The following is a 25,476-nucleotide window of genomic DNA, read 5'->3' as shown; positions in this document are numbered from 1 at the left end:
GGTCGAGGCGGTACTGATCGTGGTGCTGGTGATCTGGCTGTGCCTGGGTTCGCTGCGCAGCGTGGTGATTCCGGTGGTCGCCATTCCGCTGTCGATGCTGGGTGCGGCGGCGCTGATGCTGGCATTCGGCTTCAGCATCAATCTGCTGACGCTGCTGGCGATGGTGCTGGCCATCGGCCTGGTGGTGGATGATGCCATCGTCGTGGTCGAGAACGTGCATCGCCACATCGAGGAAGGCCGGTCGCCGGTGGCGGCGGCGCTGATCGGCGCGCGCGAGATTGCCGGGCCGGTGATTGCCATGACGCTGACTCTGGCGGCAGTGTATGCGCCCATCGGCTTGATGGGCGGGTTGACCGGGGCCTTGTTCCGCGAGTTTGCGTTGACCCTGGCGGGGGCGGTGATCGTTTCGGGGGTGGTGGCTCTGACGCTGTCGCCGGTGATGAGTTCTTTGCTGCTGCAGTCCAGCCAGCAGGGCGGCGGGCATGGCCGCATGGCCCGCCTGGCCGAAGCGGTCTTTGGTGGCCTGGCAGATCGTTATGGCCGGGTGCTGGCCTGGTCGCTGCAGCATCGCTGGCTCAGCGGTGGCTTCGCCCTGCTGGTGGTCCTGAGTCTGCCGTTGCTGTACCAGATGCCGCAGCGCGAGCTGGCACCGCCAGAGGATCAGGCGGCGATCCTGGCGGCGGTGAAATCACCCCAGCACGCCAGCCTGGACTATGCGGAACGTTTCGCCGACGAACTGCACCGCGTCATGTCCAGCCTGCCCGAGACGACGGGCACGTGGATCATTAACGGCACGGACGGCCCGGCGCACAGTTTTGGCGGCCTGATACTGTCCGACTGGGGTGAGCGCGCGCGCAAGGAACCAGAGATCGTGGCTGATTTGCAGGGTGCGGTCGGCGAGATCGCTGGCAGCGATATCTTCGTGTTCCAGGTGGCGCCCTTGCCGGGCGGCAGCGGTGGCCTGCCGGTGCAACTGGTGCTGCGCAGCGCGCAGGACTACCCGGTACTGTACGACGCCATGGAAGAGCTCAAGCAACGTGCCCGCGACAGCGGCCTGTTCGTGGTGGTGGACAGTGACCTGGAATACGACAGCCCGGTGGTGCAGGTGACGATTGATCGTTCCAAGGCCGCCAGCCTGGGCATTGCGCTGCAGGACATCGGTGATTCGTTGGGTGTGCTGGTGGGCGAGAACTACGTCAACCGTTTTGCGCTGTTCGGCCGTTCCTACGACGTGATCCCGCAAAGTGTGGGCGAGCAGCGCCTGACGCCCCAGGCGCTGGCGCGGCAGTACGTCCGTACCGGCGACGGCACCCTGGTGCCGCTGTCCACGGTTGCTCGGCTGGACATGGGTGTGGAGCCCAACCGGCTGAATCAGTTCGACCAGCAGAACGCGGCCACGCTGCAGGCCATCCCGGCACCGGGCGTTTCGCTGGGCCAGGCCGTGGGTTTTCTGGAACAGGCCGTGGCCGAACTGCCACCGGGTTTCAGCCACGACTGGCAGTCCGAATCGCGCCAGTACGTGCAGGAAGGCAATGCGCTGGTGTTTGCCTTTCTGGCCGCCCTGGTCGTGATCTACCTGGTGCTGGCCGCACAGTACGAAAGTCTGGTCGATCCGCTGATCATCCTGATCACCGTGCCCTTGTCCATCTGCGGTGCGCTGCTGCCGCTGGCGCTGGGCTGGGCCACTCTGAACATCTATACCCAGATCGGGCTGGTGACGCTGATCGGGCTGATCAGCAAGCACGGCATTCTGATGGTCGAATTCGCCAACGAACTGCAAGTGCATGAACAGCTGAATCGCCGTGCCGCCATCATCCGCGCCGCGCAGATCCGTCTGCGTCCGGTGTTGATGACCACCGGGGCGATGGCCTTTGGCGTGGTGCCGCTGCTGTTTGCCAGCGGGGCGGGCGCCAACAGCCGTTTCGGTCTGGGCGCCGTGATCGTTTGCGGCATGCTGGTGGGCACGCTGTTCACCCTGTTCGTGCTGCCGACGATCTATACCTGGCTGGCGCGCGACCACCGCAAGCAGAGTGCCCGCAGCCGGCAGCTGGCCGATATCGCACAGGCCGAGGGAGCAGCGACATGAGAATGAATACCAGCGGTTTTCACATTGGGGCGGCCTTGGCGCTGGCGACGGTACTGGCCGGCTGCGCGGTCGGGCCACAGTACCGGCAGCCGCAGGCGCCGGCCATCGTGCTGGCCAGTCCGCAGGCGGCGGAATGGGTTGCGAATGACGCCGCGCCACTGCCTGATGCGTGGTGGCATGTGTTTGGGGATGCCGGCCTGAACCAGTGGATCGAGGCGGCGCTGGCGCACAACCACGATATTCGTCAGGCCCAGGCCAGCCTGCGGGCGGCGCGGGCCGTGTTCGACGAGCGTCGGCTCGACCGCCTGCCAGGTGTGACCAGCAGCGCGGGCTACACCCGGGGCATTCAGCAGCAGGCCAGCAATGGCGGCGCGCGCACCCTGTCCGAATCCTGGCAGGCCGGTTTCGACGTGCACTGGGAGATCGACTTGTTCGGTCGCCTGGACCGGTTGCAGCAGGCGGCGCAGGCACGGACCGAGGCCAGTCAGGCGGAACTGGAGATGGTGCGTCTGAGCATCGCGGCAGAGGTTGCGCGCACTTGGTTCCAGGCCCAGGGCGACCGCCGTCAACTGCAATGGGTCCAGCGCGAAGCCGACAGCTGGCGGGACACCGTGCAGCTGGCCCAGGCGCGCCTGCGTGCCGGCGCCGGTCTGCCTGAAGACGTGGAAAACGCCCAGACCAACCGCTTGCGCAGCGAGGCGGCGATTCCTGGGTTGACGGCATCCTTGCAGCAGGCCCGCCATCGGCTCGCTGTGCTGGCCGGTCAGCGACCCGGCCAGGGCGGCCTACCCGATCCGGGCGCCGTGCAAGCCATGCCGCTGGTGGCGCGGCTGCCGCTGGGTGATGTCAACCAGCGGATTCTGGCACGGCCCGACGTGGTGCGGGCCGAGCGCTTGCTGGCCGCCAGCGTCGAGGACGTAGGCGCGGCCACGGCCGAACTGTACCCGCGCATCGACCTGGGGGGATTCCTGGGTTTCTTTGCGCTGCGGGACGGTGATTTCGGCAGTGCGGCTTCGCGTGCCTTCCAGGTCGCGCCCGCCGTGTCCTGGCCTGCACTGCGTCTGGGTAATGCGCGCGCGCGCCTGCGCGGTGCCGAGGCCTTGTCGGACGGTGCGCTGGCGCGCTACGAACAGGTGCTGCTCACGGCACAGGAAGAAGTCGAGAACGCAGTGACCCGGCTGGCCGAGCAGCAACGCCAATTGGCGGTGCTGCTGCAGGCGGGGCAGCACGCCCAGACTGCCTTTGACATTGCCGATCGGCGCTACCGCGCCGGGGCCGGCAGCTATCAGGCAGTGCTGGAAAACCAGCGCGCCCTGTTCCAGTTGCGCCGGCAGGTGGCGCTGGAGGATACGGTGGCACAGATGCAGATCGTGGCGCTGTGCAAGGCGCTGGGCCTGGATGTGCCGTCGCCGCCTCGTACCGGGGCTTCATGACGCAGCAGGCCCTGCCTGCCGAATTCCCGCATGATGGCCAGCCCGCCGCCGAACATGCCCAGGGCAGTGTCCAGGCGGGGTGGTGGATGGTGCATTCCCCGATCCGCTCCTACAATTATTGAAGCTGCGATCTTTCAAATGGCATTTTTCATCCCCTGGAGCCTTTCATGAGCCTGTCCCCGTTCCACCTGGCCATCCCTGTCTACGATCTGCCGGCTGCCCGCCGTTTCTACGGCGAGGTCTTCGGCCTGGAGGAAGGTCGTTCCAGCACGCAGTGGGTGGACTTCAATTTCTACGGGCATCAGCTGGTGATTCACGAGCATCCCCGGACGGCATCCCAGGAAAGCGCGCACACCAATCCGGTCGATGGGCACGACGTGCCGGTGCCGCACTTCGGTATCGTCCTGGAATGGGATCAATGGGAAGCACTGGCAGAACGCCTGAGGTCCTTTGGCACACAGTTCGTCATCGAGCCCTACGTCCGCTTCAAGGGTCAGGTGGGCGAGCAGGCCACCATGTTCCTGCTCGACCCCTGTGGCAATGCCCTGGAATTCAAGGCGTTCAAGGACCTGGGACAGTTGTTTGCCAAATAGGGGGGGTGGCCTGAACGGTCGTTGCGCCTGCGCGGTCCGGGCAAGCCGGGCGCGTGCGGGCCGTTGGCACTTTGACTCGGGGCCGGAGTCGGTGTCAATATCCCGTCCATGCCCAGATTTCTGCATACTGCCGATTGGCAGATCGGCCGCCAGTACGGTCGTTTCGCTCCCGAGGATGCCACGGTCCTGGCCGAGGCGCGGTACGCTGCGGTCGAGCGCATTGCCGCGCTGGCGGCGCGTGAATCGATCGACGCCGTGCTGGTGGCGGGCGATGTGTTCGATGCCCAGGCCGTGTCGGATCGCACCATCCGGCGCTTGTTCAATGCGCTGCAGGGCTACCAAGGCCCCTGGATCCTGATTCCCGGCAATCACGATGCCGCCCTGGCCGAAAGCGTCTGGACCCGTGCGCAGCGGCTGGGTGCCGTGCCGCCCCACGCGCATCTGCTGTTGGAGCCGGGCGTGCGCACCTTTCCCGATCTGGGCTTCGCGGTGCTGGCGGCGCCCCTGACCCAGCGGCAGACACATGATGATCTGACGGCGTGGTTCGATGCTGCAGAGACCCCCGGGAATCTGGCACGCATTGGTCTGGCGCACGGCAGTGTTCAAGGCCTCCTGGCCGAGGACATCGATTCCCCCAATCCGATTGCCGCTGACCGGGCGGCGCGTGCGCGGCTGGACTACCTGGCATTGGGCGATTGGCACGGTTTCAAGCAGATCGATGAGCGCACCGTGTACAGCGGCACGCCGGAGCCGGAACGTTTCCGGGACAACGCCTCGGGCCGGGTGGTGCGCGTGGACGTACCAGGCCCGGGCCGGGTGCCTGCAGTCGAACCCCTGGAAATCGGCCAATACTGCTGGCTGGCCTGGGATGAGCGCCTGTCGGTTGCATCCGACCTGGACCAGCTCATCGGGCGCCTGGACTGCCTGCCGCCCGAAACCGTGCTGGATCTGACGCTGTCCGGGGCCATCGACCTGGCGGGCGATCGGCGTCTGGATCAGGCCTTGTCCGTGGTGCAGGGCCGTTGCCGCAGCCTTGGAATTCATCGGGCCGGTTTACGGCTGGAACCGACCGACGAGGACATCGCCGCCCTGCGGGCCGATGGCTACGTGGGCGAGGTGCTCGTGCAACTGCGTCAGCGCCAGGGTGCTGACAATGAGGATGCGGAAACCGCGCGCGCGGCGCTGGCGATTCTGGCCGGTTTGCTGGGTGATCTGGCGGCGGGAGATGCGCCATGAGGCTGTTGCGCCTGCGGGTGGACCAGTTGCGGCAATTCCGTGAGCCACTGGAAGTGCGTGATCTGGAGCCTGGGCTGAACCTGTTCGCGGGCCCCAACGAATCCGGCAAGAGTACGCTGGTGCGGGCGATCCGGGCGGCGTTCTTCGAACGGTTCAAATCCAGCGGGGTCGAAGACCTGCAGCCCTGGGGGGATACCTCGGCTGCGCCCAGTGTGGAACTGGAATTCGAATGGCAGGGGGAACGCTGGAAACTCAGCAAGCGATTCCTGAAGAAAAAACGCTGTGATCTGGAGATCGGCGGCCAGCGTTTCAATGGCGACGAGGCCGAGGAAAAACTGGCGGAACTGCTGGGCTACCAGTTCGCCGGCAAGGGCGCCAGCAAGGCCCAGCATTGGGGCGTGCCCGGCCTGCTGTGGATCGAGCAGGGTGAAGGCCAGGAATTGCGTGTGCCGGTGACGCATGCGGGCCGCTATCTGAAATCTGCCCTGGGCGAAAACCTGGGAGATGTTGCCAGCAGCGCGGGGGATGCGCTGATCGTCCGGGTCGAGACCGAGCGCGCGCAGCTGCTGACGGCCACGGGGCGTCCCACTGGTGAATATGCCAAGGTCCTGCAGCTGCACGAAGACGTTCTGAGCCGCCTGGAGGCGCTCGATCGGGATATTGCCGCCTATCGCCAGCAGGTGGATCGATTGGCCGAATTGCGTCGTTTGCAGGCCGAGGACGCGGACCGGCCTTGGGAAGCCTACCGCCGCCAGGCGGCCGAGGCCGAGGCGCGGCTGACCGAGGTCGAGACCTGGCGCCAGGAACGGGGCCGCCTGTCACAGGATCTGGAACATGGCGCCGCCAGCCAACAGCACGTGCGTGACCAGATGGCGATGCATGAGCGCCAGCAGCAGGAACTGGCGCAACGTGCTGGCGAGGTGCGGGAAACCGGGCTGCGCCTGGCCGAACTGCAGGCGGATCAGCCCAGGGTTGATGGGCAGGTAGCGCAGGCCCAAGCGGCCTATCGCAGCGCCGAGACGCGCCTGTCGGCTGCGCGTCGTCGGGCCCGGCGGGCAATCCTGGCAGCGGATCTGGATCGGCTGGAGGCCGAACAGGCGCGGCTGGAGGCCGATCTGGCGCAGGCGCGGGCCCTGCTGGCAGATGTGCAGGCACTGCGCGCCCGGCGCCAGGGCATCCGGCTGGACGAATCTGCGTTGAAGCAGCTGCGGTCCCTGGACCGGGCATTGGCGGAACTCGATGCAGTGCGCCAGGCCGCCGCCACCCGCCTGGCCTACGATCTGCTGCCGCAACAGCAGATCCGTGCGGGCGACGAGACGCTGACCGGCCAGGGCGAACGCTTGCTGTTGGAGCCCATGGATCTGGATGTGCCCGGCATTGGCCGGTTGCGCATCCGGCCCGGGGGCGAGGATGTGGCGGATCTGGCCCGCCGCTGCCAGACAAACCGTCGCCAGATCGATGCCTTGCTGGCCGACCTGGGGGCAGCCGACTTGCGACAGGCCGAAGACCAGGCCGATCAGGCGCGGGCCTTGCAACAGGAGATCGATCTGCACGCGACTCGCCTGGGCGGCCTGGCGCCACAGGGGGTGGAGGCCCTGGAAAGCCGTCTGGCCCTGACCGGGCAAAGGCGTCGGGAGGTATCCGAGGCGCTGTCGGCGCTGGCGTCCGATGCGCCGGATTCAACGCCCGAGATGCCCGACGAGGCAGCGGCGGAACGCGAACTGGAGTCTGCGCGGGCCAGTCTGCAGGCTCAGGAGCGGCACGCGGCGCAGCAGGCCCAGGCACTCGTGCTGGCCGAGCAGGCCAGCCGCACGGCCCAGGCCGAATGGCAGCGTTTGCAACAGGCGCTTCAGGCGCCGGATCGGCAGCGGCAGGCGCAGGATCTGGCGATCCGGCTGCAGCAGTTGCAGGCCCAGGAAGCGGCGTTGCGGCAGGCGCTGGACGCCCTGGATGCGCGGATCGCAGCCGCCCGTCCAGAAGTGCTCAAGCAGGATGCGCAGCGCTTTGCGCTGACGGCTGCGCGACTCGAACAGGACGCCAACGCACGCCGCGAAGAATCCATCCGGATCCAGAGCGGACTCGAAGCCCTGGGTGCCCATGGCCTGGAAGAGCAGCGCGCCGATCTGGCACGAGAGGCTGCATTCGTCGGTCGCCGGCGCGACGAACTGGAACGCCGGGCCGCAGCCCTGGATCTGCTGCTGGATCTGCTGCGTACAGGCCGTCAGGCACTGACTCGCCGCATTCTGGCGCCTTTGCAGCGGTATCTGAATCATTATCTGGAATTGCTGTTCCCTCAGGCGCGATTGGATGTGGACGAGGAACTGCTGCCTGAACGCCTGGTCCGGCAGGGGCCGGGTGGGCTGTTGCATGAATCGGTGGATGCCCTGAGCTTTGGCGCGCGCGAACAAATGGGTCTGATCAGCCGTCTGGCCTATGCCGACTTGCTGCGTGAAGCGGGCCGGCCCACCTTGATCATCCTGGACGACGCGCTGGTGCACAGTGACCGCGATCGCCTGGACGGCATGAAGCGCGTCCTGTTCGATGCCGCGCAGCGTCATCAGGTCCTGCTGTTCACCTGCCATCCCGATCGTTGGCTTGACCTGGGAGCGCGAGTCGTGGAAATGGATGCGCTGCGGATCGCATAAGACGCTTGGGGCTGCGTTGGCTGTTGCGCGGCTATGCGGGCATCGGCAGCCGGCCCTGCACCAGGAATGCGTCAAGTGGGTAGGATTGGACGGCACGGTCGCCGACCGGCTTGAACGCGACTTCCCGGGCGCTCAGCTGGCACAGCCAGGGTCGCATGTCCCGGGGGGATCGGCTCGCCAGGGCTTGTGGTATGAACAGACCGACGCACAAACCCTGCGCGGGATCGCGCGCCGAACGGTATTCAAATGCCTCGACGCCTGCTGTGCGCATGTCGGTTCCCAGCGCTTGTGTGGCTTGGTAGTGCGCGGGATCGGTCAGCGCAGCTCGGTGGGCATCAAAGGGTTGTGCCTGCAGCCGCAGTCCATGTTCCGTGCGATAGCCGATCGAAAACAGGGTGTGCTGGCTCTGGATGCTGTCCCCGGCCGCAGGCGCAGCCATGGAATGCCAGAACACGAAGCGGTAATACGCGGATTCGGCCAGCGTGGCGCCCAGGTCCCGGCCGCCATACAGCAGACTGGGCTCATGAGGCCGTCCGAAACGCGATCCCCAGGGTAGTGGCGGATAGCGGAAGGGGGTGCGCAGCAGGTAATGCAGGCGCTTGCTTTCGACAGGCCAGGGCGGTTTGGCCTGGTCGAGCAGGGCCTCCAGGACCGCCTGTTCCTCCAGCGTGTCCACGTATCCCAGGGTGGCGATGTGCTCCTGGCTTTCGACCAGGCGGTACAGCAGACCCTGGATCGGGCCGATGTGCTGTTCACCCCGGCAGTCCTGCCACAGGTTCCCGGTTCCGGGACAGGTCTGCGGCGCGGTGTCGTGCTGGCGCATGGTCAGATTTTGCCCCGCATGGCGTCCACAAAGCGCAGGACGGTCACCAACCCCTGGATCGTGGTGATCTGTTCGGCCGGAATGCCGCCGGTGACGCGGTTCGGGGCGTGCATGAAGTGCCGGATCCATTCGACATCGCCGCCCGTGAGCGCATAGAGGGCGCGCGCCAGGCGTACCAGCAGCAGGGCCAGTTCGCCTTGTTTGGATGCGGGGTCCAGCGATTGCGCGGTTTTCATCCGGCTGATGGCGGTGCGATGCATGCCCAGGACGTCCGCCAGCCCCGCCTGGCGCAGGCCGAGCTGTTCGGCGGCCCGCAGGACGGCCTTGGCCAGCACGGCGTCCGGCGCAGGCGTGGTATTCGGCAGGGCAGTCATGGCACAGTCCATAAAATGTTCATTCAGCACATATTATGGATTTCATGTGCGAATTGCACAATCTGTGCAGTGCCCTGATCCCGACCGCAAGGCCGTTCGTTCAGTCGCGGAAGTTCTGGAATTGCAGCGGCAGATCGACGTCCGTCTTGCGCAGCAGGGCGATCACCTGCTGCAGATCGTCGCGCTTTTTGCCGGATACGCGCAGCTTGTCGCCGTTGATCTGGGTTTCGACCTTGATTTTGGCCTGTTTCACGGCGGCGATGAGTTTTTTCGCCACGGCCTGCTCGATGCCCTGGCGGATGGTGATTTTCTGGCGCGCGCCGCCCAGGTTTTCCAGGGGTTCGGCCGCGTCCATGCAGCGCACATCGATGCCGCGTGCCGACAGGCGGCCCCGCAGGATGTCGATCATCTGTTTCAGTTGAAAGGCGCTGGGTGCAACCTGGGTGACGACGTAGCCTTCCAGCTCGAAGCTGGCATTCGTGCCCTTGAAATCGAAACGGGTGGCGAGTTCGCGGTTGGCCTGGTCGACGGCGTTGGTCAGTTCGTGCTTGTCGACTTCGGAGACGACGTCAAAGCTGGGCATGGAGCGGACTCCTGAAAGAAGATGGAAACGATCCCCTGATTGTAGGCTTACAGCGCCCGCAGACCCACGTACAGCGCGGTCCCCGCCGCAATGCTCAGCAGTGGCTGGCGCGTGCGCCATTGCAGCAGGATCACCAGGATGACGGCGGCCAGTTCCTGCCAGGGCAGGCCGCCATGGGCGCGCGCCTGGCCGGCGGCGGCATCGATCAGCAGCAGGACCATGATCGACAGGGGCAAGGAAGCCCCCAGCTTGTGGACCATGGGATGACGGCGCAGCCAGTGGCCGGCGATGAAGGGCAGGGCGCGCAGCAGGACTGTCACGAGCGCCATCAGCGCGATGACGGCCAGTACATAGCCGGTGTCAGTCATGTGCGGTCTCCGCGGCTGGCGCGGGCCGGGCCGGCCGCAGGGCGGTGGCCAGCAGGCAGAGCGCAATGGCGATGGCCAGCGCCTGGGATGGCATCAGGGCGTTGCCTGCCGCATAGGCGGCGGCTGCGACCCAGACCGGCACGGCGTCGCGCCGCGCGCGCCACTGCTCGACCGCCAGGACGGCGAACAGGGCCGCCAGCACGAAATCCAGTCCGGTCAGGCCGACCTGGGCCTGGGCGCCCAGCACGGCTCCCAGTGCGGTACCCAGGACCCACCAGCCTTGGTTCAGGGCGCTGAGCAGGGCCATGCGCGGCGCCCGTTCCCGGGCCGGCAATGCGGTCAGGACGGAATAGGTCTCGTCGGTCAGGGCGAAGATGCTGTACCAGCGCAGCCAGCGGTTGGCCGGCAGCGTGTTCAGCAGTGACAGGCCGTAGAACACATGGCGCAGGTTGAGCACCAGGGTGGCCAGGGCGATGGCGCCGATCGGCAGACCGGCAGCCAGCATCGGGACCATCATGAATTGGGCCGCACCGGCATAGATCAGCAGGCTGGATACCAGGGCCAGCCAGCCGGGCCCCCCCGCCTGCACGAACAGGAACCCGAACACTGCGCCCAGCGGGATGTAGCCCATGGCGACCGGTGCGGTCAGGCTGGGGATGGACAGGGTATTCGAGGTGGGCCGGGGCATGGGTAGAAAATGGGTTCGGTGCACCGGGGCTTCACGGCGCAAAAGCCTACAATTGTAAGGATTGTTATAAGGACTGGGCAAGACGGGATCATGGGGGCCGGATGGACGAACCACACGAGTTGCGGGCTGCGGCCCGGACGTTGCCTGAGCCGCAGGATCTGCGGGTCGGCTTTATCGGTGCGGGCCGGTTGGCGCGGGCATTGTCCCTGGCGTTGCAGGTCGCTGGGGTTCCGGTCGTGCGGGTGGCCAGCCGTTCCCAGGCCAGCGCCAGGGCACTGGCGGATGCGCTGCCGGACTGCCGGGTTGGTACGCTGCAGGCCGTGGCGCGGGATTGCGATCTGGTGTTCCTGACTTCGCCTGACGCCCTGATTGCAGAAATCGCGTGTGCCGTGCCCTGGCGGATGGGCCAGTCGGTCGTGCACTGCAGTGGCGCCACGCCGGTCGCTGCATTGCAGCCGGCCGCAGCTGCGGGTGCCTGGATCGGTGGCTTTCATCCTCTGCAGGCCTTTGGCGCGGATCCCAGAGCAGCGTTGGCCAGTCTTCCCGGCTGTACTGTGGCCATCGAGGCGGAGCCGCCGCTGGATGATTTGCTGCATGCATTGACCCGCCGCCTGGGGTGTGTGGGCCTGACCCTGCCACCGGGCGCGCGTGCGCGCTATCACGCCTCGGGGGGCTACGCGTCCCAGCATATCCACGTCTTGCTGGCCGAAGCCGTGCGCCTGTGGCAGTCCTGGGGGGCGACCGAGCAGCAGGCCCTGGATGCGCTGCTGCCGCTCTTGCGGGGCACGCTGGAATCCCTGGCGCACAGCGGGGTGGCAGCCGGCATGCCGGGCCCCGTGTCACGCGGGGATGCAGGGACGGTGCGTCTGCATCGGCAGGCCCTGCAGGCCGTCGATCCGGACATGCGGGATCTGTATGATCGCCTGTGCCGTCGGGGCGTGGACCTGGCGCGCCAGGCGGGGCGTCTGGACGCGGCGGGCGCCGTAGGGGTCGAGCAGGTGCTGGATGCGTCTCCAGAACCTGGGGCGCCTTGATCGGGTGGGGCGGCGTTCAACTGTCCACAGGATTCACGGCCTGGCATACATCCACCCAGGACGCGCCGGTCAAGTGGGCCAGGCGTTCGGGGGTGATGCGCACTGCGCTGCGGATGGAACCCGCTGCCGGCATGACGATGTCGAAATCGCGCAGGCTGATGTCGCAGTAGACCGGTAGGGGCCGAGTCAGGCCAAAGGGACACACCACCGACCGGGTGGCCCGTCAGATCGGCGACTTCGTCGGCAGGCAGCATTTTCGTGCGGCCACCGAAGGCTTGCCGAAGCTTGCGGTTGTCCAGCCGCGCATCGCCGCGCGCCACGACCAGAACGACGGTTCCGCCGGCACGCAGAGACAGAGTCTTGGCGATCTGGCCAGGGGCAACGCCATGGGCCTCGGCGGCCAGCGCGACAGTGGCCGTGCTTTGTTCCAGTTCGATGATATCCAGGTCAGGTGCATGTTCGGCGAAAAAGCGCCGGACGGATTCGATCGTCATGTCAGCCCCCAGGGTTTTTCCTGGCTATCATCATAGGCATTTCAGGTATGAAATGCTTTGACACATTCCGGACTGTCCGGACTGCAACGAGAAGGCACTGCTCCAATGCTGAATCTGGACGCGCGCACGCTGCTGATTGCTGAGATCCCGGTTTTGCTGTTGGTCGGGGGGCTGATCCTGACGGCGACCCTGCTGGGCCGCCGTGACCGGGCCCTGTGCTGGGTCGCTGGCGCGCTGTTGCTGATCGGTGTGGGCTTTCTGGTCAGTGTGATCGATCCGATCGATACCTGGGCGCGGTCGGTGACCAGCTTCGGCGCCTTGCTGATCCTGGCGCATGCCTGCATCTGGACCGGCTTGCGCGCGTTTTCGGGGAAGCCTGCACGATGGTTGTGGATTCTGGTGGGTACGCTGCTCTGGGGGCTGGCATGCCTGTGGCCCGGATTCGTGTCTTCCCCGGTGTGGCGTGGGGCGGCGTACAGTGTGCTGACCTTGGCCTATGTCGGGTTGGCGGTGCGGGAAATCTGGCCTGAATGGCGCAGCAAGACCAGCCTGGCGGTCTTGCCGTTCTGCATCCTGGCTGTGCATGGCATGTTGACCGCCGTGCGCATGGTGACGGTCTTTCTGACCGCACCCGGGCCGGGGCTGCTGCGAGCGGATTTTCCGCTTGCCGTGTTCGAAGGCATGCTGTTTTTCATCGGCATGGCCTTTGCCGTCCTGATGATGGTGGGGGCGCGTTCGGAACGCCGGTACCGGCATGCGGCCTTGCATGATGCCTTGACCGATCTGGCTAATCGGCGCGCGTTGTACGAACAGGGGGGCGAACAGTTGCAGAACGCGCTGTCCCGGGGCCTGGGCGTTGCCTTGCTGATGTGCGATCTGGATCATTTCAAGCGGATCAACGACGGTTGCGGGCATGAGACCGGTGACCGGGTACTGGCGGCGTTTGCGGGTGTGCTTCGGCAGGCTGTGCGCAAGGAGGATCTGTGTGCGCGTATCGGTGGCGAGGAATTCGTCGTTCTGGCGCCCGATATCGATGTTCCGGGGGCTCTGGCTCTGGCTGAACGGATCCGGGACGGCCTGCAGCATTGCCGTTGTGATCTGTGCGCGCCTTTGAGCGTCAGCATCGGCATCGCCTGCGCGCCGCTCGATGGCCGCGAATTGGGGCAGTTGCTGGCCTGCGCGGATCAGGCCCTGTATCGGGCCAAGAACGCAGGCCGTGACTGCGCCCGCCTGTGGACGGAAGAACCGGAAGACGGCGACTCAGCCGCCGTAGCCGGGGGCGGCGAGGGGCGTGCGCGCCAGCATCCAGTCAATGCCTGATTCGCCGTGGGCCTGCAGCCAGTCGTTGGCCTGGCGAAAATGGCCACAGCCGATGAAAGGGCGTGGCGGGCGCAAGGCGGACAGGGGCGAAGGATGATTGGCCGTCAGGACTTCGATCGGGCCGGCCGGGGGCTGCATGTCCAGCAACGTGCGCCGTGCCTGGGCATGCGATCCCCAGAGCAGCAGGACTTTGGGCCGGGGTTCGCGCAGGACCCGCATGATCAGGGCGTCCGTGATGTGTTCCCAGCCCTTGCGGGCATGCGAGGCTGGCTGGTGGGCTTCCACCGTCAGCGAGGTGTTCAGCAGCAGCACACCCTGGCGCGCCCAGCGCACCAGACTGTTGCGTGGTGGCTGGTCGGGGTTGCCGTATTCCCGGGCGAGTTCCTTGAACATATTGCGCAGGCTGGGTGGCGTGGGGCAGAAGTCGGGCACTGAAAATGCCAGGCCCTGGGCCTGGTTGGGGCCATGGTAGGGGTCCTGCCCGACGATCACGACCTGGACTGCGTCGGGCGGGGTCTCGATCAAGGCCCGGAAGGGCCGCAGGGGAAAGATGCATGCTCCGGCGGCCAGCCGTTCGGTCAGCATCGCGTCGAGCCGTTCCAGGATGCCCTGCAGATGGGGGGCCTGGAGCGTGGACTTCCAGGCGGCTGGCAGGGTGTCGATCTGGGAATTCAGGGATCCCTGGAACGCGTTGAGCACTTCGGTGTCGGATGGTTGCGGCATGGTCGTGTATTGGGATGAGGGAGAGGGGATCAGTGCAGGCAGGTCCGGATCAGGCCCGCCAGTCGATCCAGCAGGCGGGGATCATCCATTTGCGAGACATTGAAACGCATCATGTCGCCCGCAGTCTGCGCATGGCTGAAGACGTTGCCGGGCGCCAGCACCAGGCCCTGCTGCAATCCTGCCTGGGCCAGGCGGGCGCTGTCGATGCCGTCTGGCAGGCGACACCACAGGAACATGCCGTCTTCAGGGTCATGCCAGGGCTGCAGGCCCAGCGAGCGCAATTGGTGGCTGACGCGAGGCAATGCCTGTGCCAGCCGCTGGCGCAGCCGCCGCGTATGCTGCTGCCAGGCCTCGTCGCCCAGCAACCGGGCAATGACGGCCTGGGTCAGGCCGGCGCCGGAAAACGTCGTCGCCGTGCGCAGGTCGGCCAGTGCGTCCAGCCAGTCTTCGCGCGCGATCAGGTAGCCGCAGCGCAAGCTGGCGGACAGGGTCTTGGAAAAACTGCCGACCAGGGCAACCCGGTCACGGCTGTCCTCGACCGCCAGCCGGGCCGCAGGCCGGGATTCCAGATCGCCAAAGATGTCATCCTCGATCAGGATCAGATCGTGCGCATGCGCCAGGGCCCGGATATGCCGTGCCTTGTCGTCCGACAATCGGGCGCCCGTGGGATTGTGTGGCCCCGCGTTGCTGAGGTAGAGGCGAGGGCGGTGGGTCCGCACGGCGGTCTCGAAACAGTCCATGTCGGGGCCATCCGGGGTGTAGGACACACTGACGATGCGGGCGCGGTGCGCGCGCAGCAGCGCCAGAAAGTTGAAATAGCAGGGGTCGTCGACCAGGACCGTGTCACCGGGTTCGATCAGGAAACGGCACAACAGGTCCACGGCCTGGGTCCCGGAATCCGTCAGCAGGATCTGTTGTGGATCGATTGCCAGGCCACGTGCGCGCAGGTGCTGGGCGATCTGGCTGCGCAGCGCCGGCAGGCCCAGGGCGGGGGCGTAGTCCGTCAGCGGGGCGCCGGGATCACGGGCGACCTGGCGCAGGGCGCGACGGATGGCGTCTTGTGGCATCCAGCTGTACGGAAGCCAGCCGCAGCCGGGCTTCATGGCCTGGGCGCCCAGGTCCAGTGATTGGCGCGATACCCACAAAGGATCGATCTGGCGGTCCAGGCGCGGGCCGATTTCAGCCAGTGCCAGCGGGGCCAGGGGCCCGGCGACGTAGAAGCCGGCGCCCGCGCGAGCGCGGATGAGGCCTTCGGCCGCCAGCCGGTCGTAGGCTTCGACGATGGTGGATTTGGATACGCCCTGTTGCTGCGCCATGCCCCGCAGGGAGGGCAGACGCGTTCCGGGCGGCCATTCACGGGCGGCGATGCGTTGGCGCACGACCTGCATGATGCCGGCAGTACGGCCCAATGGTGAAACGGTTGGCGTATCCATGAGGAGACAGAAAACCAGTACAGTTTATTGATACTGTACTGCACTGTATCTGGATTCGGCCCGGAGGGCAAGGCATGCTGGTGCCCCTGTCATCTTCCGTACGGGACTAAAGAATATGCGGATGAGTACCTCCACGCGCGGCTGGATCAACGGCCTGATCGGGGTCGTGATCTTCAGCGGGTCGCTGCCAGCCACGCGGCTGGCCGTCCTGGGCCTTGATCCGCTGTTCGTCACGACGGCGCGCGCCGCCTTGGCCGGCCTGCTGGCCCTGGCGGCGCTGGCCTGTACGCGCAGCCCCCGACCCGCACGGGCCGATTTGCGCACTCTGCTGCTGGTGGCCTTTGGGGTGGTGGTTGGCTTTCCTCTGTTTTCCGCCCTGGCCCTGCGGACCATCACCTCGGCGCATTCTCTGGTGTTTGTGGGCCTGCTGCCATTGGCGACCGCGATCTTTGGCACTTGGCTGGGCGGTGAACGGCCTGCGCGCGCGTTCTGGGGCTTTGCCGTGCTGGGCGCGGCTTCGGTGGTCGGATTCGCGCTCAGCCAGGATGGTTCAGGTTCACTGGGCGCCGATGCGCTGATGATGCTGGCCATCATCACCTGCGGCTATGGCTATGCCGAAGGCGCACGCCTGTCGCGCCGGTTGGGCGGCTGGCAGGTCATTTGCTGGGTGCTGGTGCTGTCGCTGCCGGTTGGCCTGCCACTGGCGGTGCTTCTGTGCCCGACAGCCTGGTCGGATGTGGCGGCATCTGCCTGGGGCGGTCTGGCCTATGTGGCGGTCTTCAGCATGTTGGTGGGCTTTGTGTTCTGGTATCGGGGGCTGGCCCAGGGTGGCATCGCCGCAGTCGGCCAGTTGCAGCTGCTGCAGCCTTTCCTGGGCTTGCTGCTGGCCGCCTGGCTGCTGGAAGAACCCGTGACACGCATGATGCTGGCGGTCACGGCCTTTGTCCTGGCATGTGTGGCCGGCGCGAAATATACGGCAGGGCATTCAGTGACACGGCAGTGTCGGCCCGCAGCGTGACCACGAAACGCTGGGTGCGCGCATCCTGGGAATGATGAAACAGGGCGGCAGACGGCTTGATCAACAGCCATCCAAAGAGTTGATTTTATTGTTATAGAATGTTTCCCCATGCACAATGCGGGCAAACGGACACGCGGATGGTTCCTCATCCACTGGCTACTGGTCCTGGGGCTGTGGCTCCAGGTCGTGGGGCCCGTGTTCGCCGGCTCGGGGTCGTCCGACCCCTTGCGGGGCCTGCAGATCGTGGCCTGCACGCCAGCCGGCATGGTATTCATGGATCTGTCGTCCGACCCGGACGATCCGGATGGCCCGCCAGGTTCGTCGCGCACGTTCCGGACCGGCCATTGTCCGCTGTGCGCCACCACACCCGTTCCTCCGATGGCTGCCACGGCCGGCACGGCCGTGCCGGTCGCGCCTTGGGTCCAGCCTGTGGCAGGGTTCGACGAAACTCCCTGTGCTGTCCGGCTCTCGGACTCCTGGGCATGGCCGCCTGTGCGTTGTCCTCCGTCTCGTTCGTGCTGAAACGCTGATTTTTTGTCGCCGGGCCGTCCCAAGACAAAAAGCGCCCCTTCTGGGGGCAGCAAGCAGGCAAAGCCTGCGCAGCGTGGGGGCCATGTATTGGCGCCGGGCCGCTCCACAAGACACACACCAAGACAAAAAGCGCCCCTGAAGGGGTCGCTGCTGTCGCCTGTGGGCAGGACCTGGCCGTCTTCCAGCTTTTTTCCTGACGAGATTTCAATGAAAAAGGAAACCTTTTGGGTGGCCGCAATCCCGGCTGCTCTGATGGCATACGGCCTGCCGCAGGCTGTGCTGTCCCAGCCCGTGCGGGCCCTGTCTCCCGTCGTCGTGACCGCGCCGGCAGCGGACGAGCCCCTGGTCGTGCGCACGGATCCGAAAGCCCCGCGCCAGCCTGTGCCTGCGCACGATGGCGCGGATTTTCTCAAGAGCATTCCCGGGTTTTCCGTGATCCGCAAGGGCGGCACGGATGGCGATCCGGTGCTGCGCGGTTTTTCCGGTTCGCGGCTGGGCATTTTGCTGGATGGCCAGGAAATCTACGGGGGCTGTGGCGGGCGCATGGACCCGCCCACGGCCTACGTGTACCCTGAATCCTATGATCGCGTCACGGTGCTCAAGGGGCCGCAGAGCGTGCGCTACGGGGCCGGGCAGTCGGCCGGCGTGGCGCTGTTCGAACGCGATGTCAAGCGCATGGAATCCTTTGGCTGGAAGGCCAATGGCAGCCTGACGGTGGGCAGTTTTGGGCGCAATGACCAGATGGCTGATGTGCTGATCGGCGGTCCGCTCGGGTACGTGCGTGCCGGTGGCACGCGGGCCCAGGCCGATGATTACGAGGATGGCGATGGCAACAGCGTTCATTCCGAATATCTGCGCTGGAGCAGCCATGCGGCCATTGGCTGGACGCCCGATGACAAGACGCGCGTCGAACTGTCCGGCGGGGTCAGCGATGGCGAAGCCGCCTATGCCGATCGTGGCATGGACGGGAAGAAGTTCAAGCGGGAACACGTCTCCCTGATGTTCGAGCGCAAGCGCATGGGCGGACTGGTCGACGAGATCGAAGGACGGGTCTACTACAACTATATTGACCACGTCATGGACAACTACTCGCTGCGGGATGTGCCGGCGGGCAAGAAATACATGGTCAGCAACCCCGATCGCTACACCATGGGCGCGCGGCTCAGCGCCACGCTGCGCCTGGCCCCGGACTGGAAGCTGGTCTTCGGCGGCGATGCCAAGGACGACCGGCATCGTTCGCGCATGAGCGGACCCCGCAACAGTGCCGGTGAAGCCAGCGCGGCCTATCGCTCGATGGATCGGTCGGACAATATGCACTTCGAGCAGCGTGGCCTGTTCGCCGAGAGCACCTGGTCGCCCACCGAGGTGGACCGTGTGGTCGGCGGCTTGCGGGTCGATTGGCACGAGGTCAAGGACAAGCGCGCCGCGAGCAAATCTTCCACGGCGGGCCAGACTGACCGGCGCACGTTGACCAGCGGTTTCCTGCGCTATGAGCGTGATTTCGGCACCGGCAGCACGTGGTATGCGGGACTCGGACATTCCGAGCGCTTCCCCGATTTCTGGGAACGGATGAAGGGCAGCCCCAGCGGGGGCAACAGCGCTTTCCTCAGCACCAAACCCGAAAAACTCAATCAGCTGGATATCGGCACGTCCTGGCGCAGCGGGGATTTTGCGCTGTCGGCCTCGGCTTTCTACAGCCGGGTGGATGACTACATCCTGATCGACTGGAACCGCAATCGCACCCGGAATGTCGATGCCGCAGTCATGGGTGGCGAACTGGACGCTTCCTGGCAGTTCCATCCTGCCTGGCAGGGTGTGGCCAGCCTGGCCTACGTGTATGGCAAGAACCGCACGGATGGCACGCCGCTGGCGCAGCAGCCGCCTCTGGAAGCCCGCCTGGGTCTCAACTACGCCCAGGGACCGTATTCCGCCGGCGTCCTCTGGCGCCTGGTGGCTTCCCAGAATCGCTATGACGAAGGCATGGGCGGCATCGCGGGCAAGGATCTCGGCTCCACAGGCGGTTTCGGCGTGCTGTCGCTCAATGCCGGCTGGCGGCCGAACAAGACCGTGCTGCTGACTGCCGGCGTGGACAACGTCCTGAACAAGACCTACGCCGAACACCTGTCGAAGGCGGGCGTGGATATCCCGGGCAATGTGTCTTTCGTGAATCAGCGGATCAACGAACCGGGCCGGGTCTTCTGGCTGAAGGCGCAGATCGCGCTGGATTGATAGACGGACGGCATCCGGCGTCGCGGCGCGGGCCGGGCCTCAGGCCTGGTCTGCGCGCCGTTCCCAGATCGTCAGTTCGGACAGGGTGTGTTGGAACTTGCGCCGTGTTTCGCGGATGACGAAAGGCACGTCCACCGGATCGCCCAGCAGCCGGAAATGCGGCTCAAGGTGTTCTTTCAGGCCATCCAGCGTGGTGTAGTTCTCGGCATCCCGCTTGAAACCGCCCAGCCACGAAGCGCGTGGCGTGTGTTCTTCCAGCCAGGTGTAGGGCGATGCGATCAGCAGCAGGCCGCCCGGGACGATGCGTTCGTGGATCTGGTCCAGGAACCGCGCAGGATCGTACAGGCGGTCGATCAGATTGGCGGCCAGCACCAGATCGTAGCCGGTGAACTGGGGTTTCAGGTTGCAGGCGTCGCCCTGGAAGAACTCGACCCGTTCCATGGTGTCGTCCAGACCCAGTTCGGCCAGCGTGCGGGTCTTGTATGACACCAGTTCACCCTCGTCGGCCAGGGTGTAGCGCAGCTGGCCCGCCTGGATCAGCTGCACGCCCTGGTTGATGAAGCGGGCCGAGAAATCCACCCCAGTGACTTGCTCAAAGACCCAGGCCAGTTCGAAGGTGGCTCGCCCGGAAGCACAACCCAGGTCCAGCGCGCGGCGGCGCGGACGGTTGCCCAGGGCCTCGATGGCCCGCTGTGCCAGGGCCTGCGGGAAGTTGGGGACGCCGAAATACGAATCGCCGTAGTGGAATTCGGCGTATTCGGACATCAGCTTGTCGGTTTCATAGTAGGCGGCAGGTGCCTCGGCGGGCGCATGGGACACGACGTAGCGGAACCCTGCGTGTTGAAAAAAGTGTCGCCGGAAAGCGTAACGCGAGGCGCGCACGGCCTCGTTGCCGCAGGAAATCCAGGATCCGCCCTTGATCAGATTGTGCCGCCCGTCGAAAGTCGGCGTCGTGAAATCGTCGTAGATCGGATGGACGTCGAAACCGTCGAAGGGGTAGGTCGGCGTCTCGGTCCATTGCCAGACGTTGCCCACGACATCGTGCCAGTCGCCATGGCGCCAGGTGTCCACAGGGCATGATGAGGCGCCGTGGTCCAGATGCAGGTTGGCGGCGCAAGGCGAGTCGTCGGGATCATGCAGGCCGGCGGCATCGTACAGCCGGTACCACTCGTCTTCGGTGGGCAGGCGTACGGGCTGGCCGGTCTCGGCGGCTTTCCAGTTGCAGAAGGCCTTGGCTTCCAGGTAGTTGACCTCGACTGGCCAGGACCAGGGCATGGGGATTTCCTCGGTCATCAGGCGCAGGGACCAGCCCTGGGTCTTCTTTACCCAGAAAGTGGGATGTTCCGCCTGGCTGTAGGCCAGCCACTGGCGGCCTTCTTCGGTCCAGTCGCGGTGGTTGCGATAGCCTCCCGCCTCGACGAAGGCCAGGAATTCCCGATTGCTCACCAGATAGCGGCTGGCCTCGAAGGGTTCGATCGCGGCAGTGTGGGTGCCGTATTCGTTGTCCCAGCCGTATTGCGGGTCATCGAAGGATTTGCCCACGTGCACCGTGCCGGCCGGCACGCGCGCCAGACTGTTTTCCGGTGGTTCGCTGCCGCTGTCGGAGATCGGTGCCCAGTCCGGCACGGCGCGCACGTATTTCAGCGCGTGCTGGCGGATCAGGACCGAAGACGTTTCCAGGTGGATGCGTTCGTGCTCGATGCCCATGACGATGGCCCACCAGGGATTCTGCCAATCGATCGGAGATTGCAGCGGGGCATGGTCGATCAGGTCCAGGACCAGGGCGCGCACGCGCTTGCGGTAGGCGCGGACCTCGGCCACGGAGGGCCAGTCATAATGGGCATCGTCCAGATCGTCCCAGCTCATCTCGTCCACGCCGACGGCAAAGATCGATTCCAGCCGCTGATCCAGCCGTTGGTCGATCAGGCGCGTGAGCAGCAGTTTGTTCACGAAGAACGTCGCGGTGTGGCCGAAGTAGAAGATCAGCGGGTGGCGCAGGGGGATCGGCTTGACCACATAGGCCTCGTCGCTGGCCAGGCACTGGAACAGGGATTCGTAGCGCTCGAAGGTGTCCAGGAAATAGCGCCGGATCGAGGCGCGCAGGCGATCAATGTCCGGTTCGGCGAGCTGGGGCGTGCGCGCGAACAAGGAATCGGGTGCGGTCCGGAGTGCAGAAGACAGTGGCGTGGCGGAGGAAGACATCATCGGATTCCTGCGGATTCGGCCTTGCGGCAGATGCGCGAGGCGGTGGATCAATCAAGGCGGTGGATCAATCATTCAGACTACCACGGCCCCCAGTACGCTCGACCAGCAGTGTCCTGGACCAAGTGGCCATCTGATTCTCCCGGAATTGCCCCTTGATGACATATTTTGATTCATAATTCTCTTGGATGCATAAAAACGATAAACCGTTTCACATTGGTCTGTCACAGGGGAGGACGATCTGTCGGCTCGCGACTGGATTGCTGGGACATGGTGCGGCATGACGACGCCTGAGGGCGATCATGCCCGGTGGTGGGGGTGGGTCGTCGTGGCGATCGGCCTGGCGCTGTGCCTGCCTGCTGCGGCATGGGCCGCTGCGGGGACGGCTCAAACCGCTTGCCCGGTGTTCGAATTGTCCTCTGACCAGGAAGAAGTCCCTTCCTTGCCGCAAGTGTGTTTCCTGCGGGACGAGATGCATGCCTTCGGTCCGGGCGACATACTCGGTGGCGGGCTGCCGATGGAACGCCTGGATGCGGATCAGCTGGTGTTCCAGCACAATCGGTCCGCTTATTGGGTCTACGTGCCATTGCGCAACCAGGAACGCCTGGGCCGCGTCTGGTATCTGCAACTGGACTATCCCCTGCTAGACGAGGTCGATGCCTGGGTCTACGATCTCGGGGCCGCTGACGATCCTGCGGCTTTGCCTGTGCTCCTGGATTCCAGGCGCATGGGGGACGCCCGGGTCTTTGATGCGCGGCCGGTGCGTCACCGACTGTTCCTGCTGCCGCTGGAATTCGGCCCCAGGCAGTCGCTTGCCGTCGTGCTCCGGGTACACAGCAGCGGGGCGATCAATATCCCCCTGTCGCTGCACTCGGGGGCTTCGGCCATCGGCTGGGCCCAGGACCACGGCCTGAGCCAGGGCATGTTCCTGGGTGCCCTGGCCATGCTGGCGTTGTTCAACGCCGCCCTCTATCTGCGGCTGCGGGTTCGCCAATCGCTCTACAACACCGCCTATATCGTCTGCGCCGGATTGTTTCTGACGTCCATGTCCGGCCTGTCGTTCCAGTATCTGTGGCCGAACTGGCCCTGGCTGGCGAACCGCTCGGTTCCCTTGACCGAGGTCCTGGCCATCCTCAGCCTGCTCTGGTTCACCCGCCATTTCCTGGGTATCGAGCCCGCACGATGGCCGCGCCAGTCCCGCTTGATCCGCATTCTGGCCGGGGTCGGCGTAGTGCTGTTCGTGGCCAGCCTGATCGTGCCTTATGCGATCATCATCAAGGTCGACACGGTCTATGCCCTGGCCTGCATGGTGGCCATGTTCGGTCTGGGCCTGCGCCATCTGCGGCAGGGGGAACGCGCCGCGCGCTGGTATGGGATGTCCTGGTTGGTGTTTTTTGCCGGTTACCTGCTCTATGGGCTGGCGGCCTTTGGCTATATCCCCGGATTCATGGCCCAGGAACGCTGGATGCAGATTGCGCTGGGCAGCCAGATGTTCCTGCTGACCTACGCCGAGGTCATGCAACTGCATGACCTGATGCGCCGGGCGCTGGAAATCGAGGCGGGCGCCCGCAGCTCGTTGCAGCACGAGGTCCAGGCGCGCACGGCAGACCTGCGTGCCACCATGGGGGCGCTGGAACAGGCCAATCGGCAGTTGCGCGCACTGACCCTGCACGATCCGTTGACCGGGTTGCTCAATCGCCGTGGTCTGGACGAGGCGATGGCCAAGCTGGCCGACACCGAAGGCGCAGCCGTGCGCGGGACACTGATCGTCTTCGATCTCGACCACTTCAAACGGGTCAACGATATCCATGGGCATGACGCGGGAGATGTCGCGCTGCGCTGGGTTGCCGAGGTGTTGCTGAACCTGCTGCGGCGCCGTTCCGACGTGCTGGCGCGATTTGGCGGCGAGGAATTCGTCGCGCTGCTGCCGGCCACTGCGCTGGATGATGCGATCATCCTGGCCAATGGTGTGCTCGATCATGTGCGCCGGCATCCCATCGACCTGGGCGGTGGTGTCACCATTGACCTGACTTTGAGTGCGGGTGCTGCCCAGTGGCGGGCCGGAGAATCCCCGCAGTCCCTGTTCCGCCGCGCGGACGAAAACCTGTATCGCGCCAAGGCCGAGGGCCGGGACCGGCTGGTGGCCGATGAAGGCGCTTGACCCTGTTCCCATCAGGGATGACCCTGACGAGATACTTGAAATATCGCACAATGGGTGTTTTCATTTGCCGGAAAGGGTCGAGATGCCACGCATAGTCCTGTTCGAAAACATACACGCCAGCGCCCGAGAAGTCTTCGTCGCGGCGGGGTTCGACGATGTCGTCACGCATGCGGGGGCGCTGGCGGGCGCTGCGCTGCGCGAGGCGCTGCAGGGGGCGCAGGTGGTCGGCATTCGTTCCCGGACCCAGCTCGACCAGGCCGTGCTGAATGCGCTGCCGGATCTGCGGGCCATCGGCTGCTTTTGCATCGGCACCAATCAGGTGGACCTGGAGGCCGCCGCCTTGCGGGGGATTCCAGTGTTCAATGCGCCATTCTCGAACACCCGTTCTGTGGCGGAACTGGTACTGGGCGAGGCCATCCTGCTGCTGCGCCGCATTCCCGAAAAGAACGCCCGCGTCCACGCAGGCTTCTGGGACAAGACCGCCGATGGCGCCTACGAGGCGCGCGGCAAGACACTGGGCATCGTCGGCTATGGCAATATCGGTTCCCAGGTCGGTATCCTGGCCGAATCCTTCGGCATGCGCGTGATCTACCACGACATCGAGGCCAAGCTGCCCCTGGGCAATGCCCACGCCACGTCCTCGCTGAAAAAATTCCTGGCCCAGGCCGACGTGGTCACCCTGCACGTGCCTGGCGGCAAGGACACGGCCAATCTGCTGGACGCCGAAGCGATTGCCGCGATGCGTCCGGGCAGCATCCTGATCAACGCCTCGCGCGGCACGGTGGTGGACATTCCCGCCTTGCAGCGCGCGCTGAAATCCGGTCACCTGTCGGGGGCCGCCATCGACGTGTTTCCCATCGAACCCAAGAGCCGCGACGAGGCGCTGGACAGCCCGCTGCGTGGCATGCACAACGTGATCCTGACGCCACACATCGGGGGCAGTACCCAGGAATCCCAAGAAAACATCGGCCGGGAAGTCGCGGAAAAACTCAAGCGCTTCATCAGCAGCGGCACGACCAAGGGTGCCGTCAACTTCCCGGAAATCCCCTACCACGAGCAGGCGGGTGCGGCGCGCATCATCCACATCCATCAGAACGTGCCGGGCGCCATGGGCGCGCTCAGCAATCTGATGGGCGAATATGGCCTGAACATCGTCAGCCAGCAGTTGCAGACGCGCGGCAAGATCGGCTATGCCATTACCGATGTCGATGGCGAAGCCACGGATCAGCTCATCGAGGGGTTGCGGCGGCATCCCATCACGATCCGCTGCGACCGGGTCTGAGGCCAGCGCCCGCCCGGGAAACCATGCTTGGAATAGGGGTTTTCCGGGTGGGCAGCGGGTCAGTGTCTTTCGGCTTTCGGGGCAAGCCTCTATACTGGGCGCAGGTGCCTTGATGATCCGTTGACAGGGGCTGTTGCGCAGGTCCGTTGTCCGGTACGGAGCTTGACTCACGTTGATTCAAATCATCGCCTTTTCCGCGTGTGGGGATTATGGTTAGTGA

21 protein-coding genes and 1 pseudogene are annotated in these 25,476 nt (G+C 65.5%); 13 read left to right on the top strand and 9 right to left on the bottom strand.

What is annotated here, in order from left to right; genetic code table 11:
• From RBR29_RS01260 to RBR29_RS01235, 6 genes are all read left to right on the top strand, one after another.
• The coding region (locus RBR29_RS01260; RefSeq protein WP_320346434.1) for an efflux RND transporter permease subunit at window positions 1-2,086 on the top strand (2,086 nt) is incomplete at its 5' end.
• Window positions 2,083-3,519 (top strand): efflux transporter outer membrane subunit, encoded by a 1,437-nt coding sequence (locus RBR29_RS01255; protein WP_320346433.1) that lies wholly within the window; start codon window positions 2,083-2,085, stop codon window positions 3,517-3,519. The genes RBR29_RS01260 and RBR29_RS01255, both read left to right, overlap by 4 nt.
• Window positions 3,516-3,641, top strand: coding sequence for a hypothetical protein (locus RBR29_RS01250; RefSeq protein ID WP_320346432.1), 126 nt, complete (start codon window positions 3,516-3,518; stop codon window positions 3,639-3,641). The genes RBR29_RS01255 and RBR29_RS01250 overlap by 4 nt, the downstream gene beginning before the upstream one ends.
• A gap of 45 nt (window positions 3,642-3,686) precedes the next feature.
• Window positions 3,687-4,112: a VOC family protein gene (locus RBR29_RS01245; protein WP_320346430.1), complete on the top strand. Its 426-nt coding sequence runs from the start codon at window positions 3,687-3,689 to the stop codon at window positions 4,110-4,112.
• Between the two features lie 108 nt (window positions 4,113-4,220).
• Complete coding sequence (locus RBR29_RS01240; protein ID WP_320346428.1) at window positions 4,221-5,348, top strand: DNA repair exonuclease; 1,128 nt, start codon at window positions 4,221-4,223, stop codon at window positions 5,346-5,348.
• Entirely contained in the window at window positions 5,345-7,993 is a 2,649-nt protein-coding gene (locus RBR29_RS01235; RefSeq protein ID WP_320346426.1) for an AAA family ATPase, read from the top strand. The genes RBR29_RS01240 and RBR29_RS01235 overlap by 4 nt, the downstream gene beginning before the upstream one ends.
• A gap of 31 nt (window positions 7,994-8,024) precedes the next feature.
• Here RBR29_RS01235 and RBR29_RS01230 read toward each other — a convergent pair whose 3' ends face one another.
• The 5 genes from RBR29_RS01230 to RBR29_RS01210 all read right to left on the bottom strand — a co-directional run bounded on the left by RBR29_RS01230 (window position 8,025) and on the right by RBR29_RS01210 (window position 10,829).
• On the bottom strand, window positions 8,025-8,816 hold the full coding sequence (locus tag RBR29_RS01230) for an RES family NAD+ phosphorylase (RefSeq protein WP_320346424.1): 792 nt from the start codon (window positions 8,814-8,816) through the stop codon (window positions 8,025-8,027).
• Window positions 8,817-8,818: 2 nt separating this feature from the next.
• A complete protein-coding gene (locus tag RBR29_RS01225; protein ID WP_320346422.1) occupies window positions 8,819-9,190 on the bottom strand; it encodes an MbcA/ParS/Xre antitoxin family protein in 372 nt (123 codons plus the stop codon).
• 100 nt (window positions 9,191-9,290) lie between these two features.
• A complete protein-coding gene (locus tag RBR29_RS01220; RefSeq protein WP_320346420.1) occupies window positions 9,291-9,773 on the bottom strand; it encodes a YajQ family cyclic di-GMP-binding protein in 483 nt (160 codons plus the stop codon).
• Between the two features lie 47 nt (window positions 9,774-9,820).
• Window positions 9,821-10,141, bottom strand: a complete 321-nt coding sequence (locus tag RBR29_RS01215) for an AzlD domain-containing protein (protein WP_320346417.1) — start codon at window positions 10,139-10,141, stop codon at window positions 9,821-9,823.
• A complete protein-coding gene (locus RBR29_RS01210; RefSeq protein ID WP_320346414.1) occupies window positions 10,134-10,829 on the bottom strand; it encodes an AzlC family ABC transporter permease in 696 nt (231 codons plus the stop codon). Before RBR29_RS01210 ends, RBR29_RS01215 begins: the two co-directional genes overlap by 8 nt.
• Before the next feature lie 101 nt (window positions 10,830-10,930).
• On the opposite strand from RBR29_RS01210, the gene RBR29_RS01205 reads away from it, so the two are divergent.
• Window positions 10,931-11,863 carry a DUF2520 domain-containing protein gene (locus RBR29_RS01205; RefSeq protein ID WP_320346413.1) on the top strand — a complete coding sequence of 311 codons (933 nt, stop codon included), beginning with the start codon at window positions 10,931-10,933 and terminating at the stop codon, window positions 11,861-11,863.
• 16 nt (window positions 11,864-11,879) lie between these two features.
• On the opposite strand, the pseudogene RBR29_RS01200 reads toward RBR29_RS01205, so the two are convergent.
• Window positions 11,880-12,357: pseudogene (locus RBR29_RS01200) on the bottom strand (YbaK/EbsC family protein).
• Between the two features lie 105 nt (window positions 12,358-12,462).
• Between RBR29_RS01200 and RBR29_RS01195 the strand changes: the two are divergent.
• Window positions 12,463-13,677 carry a diguanylate cyclase gene (locus RBR29_RS01195; RefSeq protein ID WP_320346412.1) on the top strand — a complete coding sequence of 405 codons (1,215 nt, stop codon included), beginning with the start codon at window positions 12,463-12,465 and terminating at the stop codon, window positions 13,675-13,677.
• Here the strand turns inward: RBR29_RS01195 and RBR29_RS01190 are convergent.
• A complete protein-coding gene (locus RBR29_RS01190; protein WP_320346411.1) occupies window positions 13,618-14,400 on the bottom strand; it encodes a uracil-DNA glycosylase in 783 nt (260 codons plus the stop codon). The two genes, RBR29_RS01195 and RBR29_RS01190, sit on opposite strands and share 60 nt — an antisense overlap.
• A 29-nt stretch (window positions 14,401-14,429) precedes the next feature.
• Window positions 14,430-15,833, bottom strand: a complete 1,404-nt coding sequence (locus RBR29_RS01185; RefSeq protein WP_320346410.1) for a PLP-dependent aminotransferase family protein — start codon at window positions 15,831-15,833, stop codon at window positions 14,430-14,432.
• Window positions 15,834-15,954: 121 nt separating this feature from the next.
• Here RBR29_RS01185 and RBR29_RS01180 point away from each other — a divergent pair, with 121 nt between their 5' ends.
• From RBR29_RS01180 to RBR29_RS01170, 3 genes are all read left to right on the top strand, one after another.
• Window positions 15,955-16,851: a DMT family transporter gene (locus RBR29_RS01180; protein WP_320346409.1), complete on the top strand. Its 897-nt coding sequence runs from the start codon at window positions 15,955-15,957 to the stop codon at window positions 16,849-16,851.
• A gap of 108 nt (window positions 16,852-16,959) precedes the next feature.
• A complete protein-coding gene (locus tag RBR29_RS01175) occupies window positions 16,960-17,373 on the top strand; it encodes a DUF2946 family protein (protein WP_320346408.1) in 414 nt (137 codons plus the stop codon).
• 216 nt (window positions 17,374-17,589) lie between these two features.
• Window positions 17,590-19,611, top strand: a complete 2,022-nt coding sequence (locus RBR29_RS01170; RefSeq protein ID WP_320346407.1) for a TonB-dependent copper receptor — start codon at window positions 17,590-17,592, stop codon at window positions 19,609-19,611.
• Window positions 19,612-19,650: 39 nt separating this feature from the next.
• On the opposite strand, the gene ovoA is transcribed toward RBR29_RS01170, so the two are convergent.
• Window positions 19,651-21,816 (bottom strand): 5-histidylcysteine sulfoxide synthase, encoded by a 2,166-nt coding sequence (ovoA, locus tag RBR29_RS01165; RefSeq protein ID WP_320346406.1) that lies wholly within the window; start codon window positions 21,814-21,816, stop codon window positions 19,651-19,653.
• A gap of 277 nt (window positions 21,817-22,093) precedes the next feature.
• Here ovoA and RBR29_RS01160 point away from each other — a divergent pair, with 277 nt between their 5' ends.
• Together RBR29_RS01160 and serA are read left to right on the top strand one after the other, a co-directional pair.
• Window positions 22,094-23,974, top strand: coding sequence for a diguanylate cyclase (locus RBR29_RS01160; RefSeq protein WP_320346405.1), 1,881 nt, complete (start codon window positions 22,094-22,096; stop codon window positions 23,972-23,974).
• 82 nt (window positions 23,975-24,056) lie between these two features.
• Complete coding sequence (gene serA, locus RBR29_RS01155) at window positions 24,057-25,256, top strand: phosphoglycerate dehydrogenase (RefSeq protein ID WP_320346404.1); 1,200 nt, start codon at window positions 24,057-24,059, stop codon at window positions 25,254-25,256.
• The last annotated feature ends 220 nt before the right edge of the window (window positions 25,257-25,476 follow it).

Origin of the sequence: Castellaniella sp. (assembly GCF_034007085.1) — a bacterium.
Lineage (GTDB): Bacteria > Pseudomonadota > Gammaproteobacteria > Burkholderiales > Burkholderiaceae_B > Castellaniella.
Note: the sequence above shows the minus strand (reverse complement) of the source record. Positions and strands in the feature narration are given on the sequence as shown.